This is a genomic window from Methylibium sp. (assembly GCF_031393925.1).
In the GTDB taxonomy this organism is placed as follows: domain Bacteria; phylum Pseudomonadota; class Gammaproteobacteria; order Burkholderiales; family Burkholderiaceae_C; genus Methylibium.
Genome location: NZ_JANMWL010000030.1, coordinates 1 through 3,836, shown reverse-complemented (window position 1 = coordinate 3,836; position 3,836 = coordinate 1). Strand labels below are relative to the sequence as shown.

The 3,836-nt window shown below is 67.5% G+C and carries 3 protein-coding genes and 1 pseudogene; all 4 read left to right on the top strand.

From position 1 onward, the window contains the following. A partial coding sequence (locus RMO12_RS02000) for a hypothetical protein (RefSeq protein ID WP_309638013.1) occupies positions 1 to 299 on the top strand: 299 nt, incomplete at its 5' end. A 434-nt stretch (positions 300 to 733) separates the two neighbouring features. After that, the gene (locus RMO12_RS01995; protein ID WP_309638012.1) at positions 734 to 2,746 is read left to right on the top strand and encodes a TonB-dependent receptor domain-containing protein; all 2,013 of its coding nucleotides are present in this window, start codon (positions 734 to 736) and stop codon (positions 2,744 to 2,746) included. A 239-nt stretch (positions 2,747 to 2,985) separates the two neighbouring features. Beyond that, positions 2,986 to 3,480 carry a hypothetical protein gene (locus tag RMO12_RS01990; protein WP_309638011.1) on the top strand — a complete coding sequence of 165 codons (495 nt, stop codon included), beginning with the start codon at positions 2,986 to 2,988 and terminating at the stop codon, positions 3,478 to 3,480. Between the two features lie 134 nt (positions 3,481 to 3,614). Beyond that, a pseudogene (locus RMO12_RS01985) lies at positions 3,615 to 3,836 on the top strand (hypothetical protein); the annotation flags it as partial.

Below are 3,836 nucleotides of genomic sequence, written 5' to 3'. Positions count from 1 at the left end.
CGACAGCCATTGCAGAGAGTGCTTATCGCGACGACGCCATCTCGGCGGCACCGCAACGCCACCACCACCCCCGCAATGACGCGAGCGTGGTGCGCAGCGAGCCTCAGCGCCTGATCGACGCGGCCGGTGGCGACGAGGGCGCGAGCCCGGCTGCCTCGGGCGCTTTCTTCTTGGCCGTGTTGCCCACTGCCTTGACTTGGCCGCCGTCTGCTGCTGCCCAGTCCCTGCCTTCGCGGCCGACCTGGCCGTCGTCGACCCGCTATCCGGGTCGGCTCGAGCGCCCGCCTCGTCACGCCTAGCTCTCGAGCGAGGCCGCGTCCGCTTAGCGAGCGTGGTTTCGGCGGATCGTGTCGTGTGCTGAGCGTCGCCCCCGATTGGCTGGGGGGCACATCGGGCCTGTGGGCGCCGCACTGACCGCTCTTGCCGTTCCGCCGCGCCCGCCGTTTTCGCTGCGCTCAGACGCGGCCCGTCGCTCGCTAAGGCGAGACGGCCGCGCCGCACAGATTGCTGCCGCGTCGCTGTCGCCAGGATCCCTGCGATCTACGGCGAAGCGACCTGGCTTGCCACCACACGACACCTCTGACGAGTGAGAAACACCATGAACCCTTCTTCCCCGCGCAACCGCTTGCGGCCAGGCGCGCTCTGCACGCAGACACTGATCGCCGCCCGTGGCACGACAGCGCATCGCAGCGCTTCACCCTGCACTCGGCAGCGCGTCGCCGCTGCAGTTGCTATGCTCGCACTGGCCGGCGTGGCCCGGGCGGGTGGCGAACAAGCGCTCGAGAAAGTCACTGTCATCGGCTCGACCACCCAGCAGGTGGGCGTGGCGGATGCGGCCAGCGTGGGCACCGTGACTCAGAAGCAGCTCGAAGCACGTACCGTCTATCGCCCGGGTGAACTGCTCGAGGCCACGCCGGGCCTGGTGGTGAGCCAGCACAGCGGCGAGGGCAAGGCCAACCAGTTTTACCTGCGCGGCTTCAACCTCGACCACGGCACCGATCTGCGCACCAGCGTCGACGGCATGCTCGTCAACCAGCGCAGCCACGGTCACGGCCAGGGCTGGACCGACCTCAACTTCCTGATCCCCGAACTGGCCACCGGCCTGCGCTACAAGAAGGGGCCCTACGACGCCAGCGAGGGCGACTTCGCGTCGGCCGGCGCTGTTGCCGTCACCTATGCCGATGCATTGCCCAGCGGCATTGCCAGCATCGGCCTGGGCGAGAACGGATACCGTCGCGCACTGCTCGCCGATTCGCCGGCTTTCGCTGCCGGAAAACTGCTCTACGCGCTCGAAGCACTGCACAACGACGGTCCCTTCATCCACCCGGACAACTACCGCAAGGTCAACGGGGTGTTGCGGTATTCGCAGGGCGACACGGCAAACGGCTGGAACCTCACCGGCATGGCCTATTCCGCCAAATGGAACGCCACCGACCAGGTGCCAAAACGCGCCGTGGACAGCGGCCGGCTGAACCGCTTTGATCTGATCGACCCGACGGACGGCGGCCGTGCCCACCGCTACAGCCTCTCGGGCGCGTGGCGGCGCACGGGCGACACGACATCGACCGAAATCAACGCCTACCTGGCGCACTGGAAGCTCGACCTGTTCTCCAACTTCACCTACTTCCTCGACAACCCGGTCGACGGCGATCAATTCGCGCAACCCGACCGCCGCACCATGACCGCACTGAACGCCAAGCACACCTGGCAGGCGGCATGGTTCGGACTCGACAGTGAAAACGAGGTGGGGCTTCAGATCCAGAGCGACAACATCTTTAACGGCCTGCTCAACACCAGGGCGCGCCAGACGCTGTCGGTCACCCGCCGCGACCACATCGTCGAATCGAGCGTCGGCGCCTACCTGCAGAACGCGACGCGATGGGCGAAGTGGTTTCGCACCGTGGTGGGCGTGCGCGCGGACACCTACCGATTCGATGTGCGCAGCGACCGGGCGGAGAACTCCGGCACGACCGACGCCAGCAAGCTCAGCCCGAAACTCAACTTGATCTTCGGCCCTTGGGACAAGACCGAGCTCTACGCCAATGCGGGCACCGGGTTTCACAGCAACGATGCGCGCGGCACGGTCATCAAGGTCGATCCCAACAGCGGGGATGCGGTCGACCCGGTGACGCCGCTGGTGCGCTCGAAGGGCATCGAACTCGGTGCGCGCACGTCCCTCATTGCGGGGCTGCAGACCTCGCTGTCGGTCTACCGTCTGGACTTCGATTCCGAACTTGTGTTCGTCGGCGACGCGGGCACCACGCAAGCCGGCCGGCCCAGCCGGCGCACGGGCGTCGAGCTGGCGAACTACTACCGGCTGAGCGACTGGCTGACCGTCGACGCCGACGTGGCGTTCGCTCGAGCGCGCCTTCGCGACGCAGCGCCGGAGGGCACGCGCATTCCGGGCGCGGTCGAGGGGGTTGCCTCCGTGGCGCTGGCGCTCGACAACCTCGGTCCGTGGTTCGGGGCGGTGCAGGCGCGTTACTTCGGGCCGCGGCCGCTGATCGAGGACAACTCCGTGCGCTCCAAGAGCACGGCCACGCTGAACGGGCGGATCGGCTACAAGATCAGCCCCAAATTGCAGGTCGAACTCGAAGGCTTCAATCTGACCAACCGTCAGGCGTCGGCGATCGATTACTACTACACCTCGCGGCTGCCGGGTGAGGCGGCTGAAGGCGTCGCCGATCTTCACTTTCATCCGATCGAGAGCCGCTCGTTCAGGGCGACGCTGGTCGCAAGGTTCTAGGCCTTCATTACGCGTCGACTCGCCGGCTCGCGCCTCGAGGGCGAGCCGGTCCGAAGGGCGGAGGACTGGCGCCTTCATCCGGTCGAACCGCGCAGCCTGAGGGCAAGCCGAGCGCGAGTTTCTGACGCTGCGGGCGGAGCATGGGCACGCGGGTTGCCGAAGCCGTTTGCCGCCGCACCGCGGCGGCGCTGGCCCGGGACTCTTTGATGAGAGACGCTGCGCTCGCGTTGGCCGTCCGCATGACGGCCCTGATCGCCGTGGCGGCGTCGCTCGGCGGCTGCGAGGCGCTCGCTCTCACCGCGCTCGGGGTCGGCGCCTCGGCGGGGGTGACGCACACCGCCAACAGCATCAGCCATCGCACCTTCACGGCCACCACGCCGCAGGTAAAGAAGGCGTCGCTGGCGGCGCTCGGGCGCATGGGTATCAAGGTCGAAGGCATCGACCGGCAAGACGGTGGCGCCGAGCTGATCAGGGCGCGCAGCGGCGAGCGCGCCATCGAGATCGAGCTGGAAGCGATGGGCAAGTCGACGACACAAATGCGCGCCTCGGCCAAGCGCAAGCTGTTCTTCCATGACGCGGCGACGGCCAGGGAGATCGTCGAGCAGACTCAGTTGGCGCTCGAAAACCAGGCCGAACCGCGCAGCCGCAAGGGCGTACGCGCCTCGCGCGGCCGCACCGAAGCCGCGGCCCGCCCCGACAACCTTGACGCGTCCCCGACCCCGGTGTCGCGATGAGTCACTTTGCTTATCGAAGCAAACCGAAGGCTTGAACCACCGCCGCTGGTGTCCAACGGCGAGAGGCTGGACGAATTCGGGCGCCACTGGCATCCTCGGCGGCCGCCCTGCACCGCGGCGACGCAGGACAAGAGATGACATCGGCCGCCCAAAGCCAGGACGCAACACCCGACGAACCCGCGAAAACCGGCCAAGCCGAGCGATTGCGCCAGCTTCTGGATGAACAGAACGACGTGCTGGCGTTGGTCGAGCACGAGTTGCGCAACCCCCTGCACGCGATGTCGATGCAACTGGCGCTGGCGCAGCGGATTGCAGAAACCCAGGGTCAACCCGAAATCGCGGCGCGCGTGGGCAAG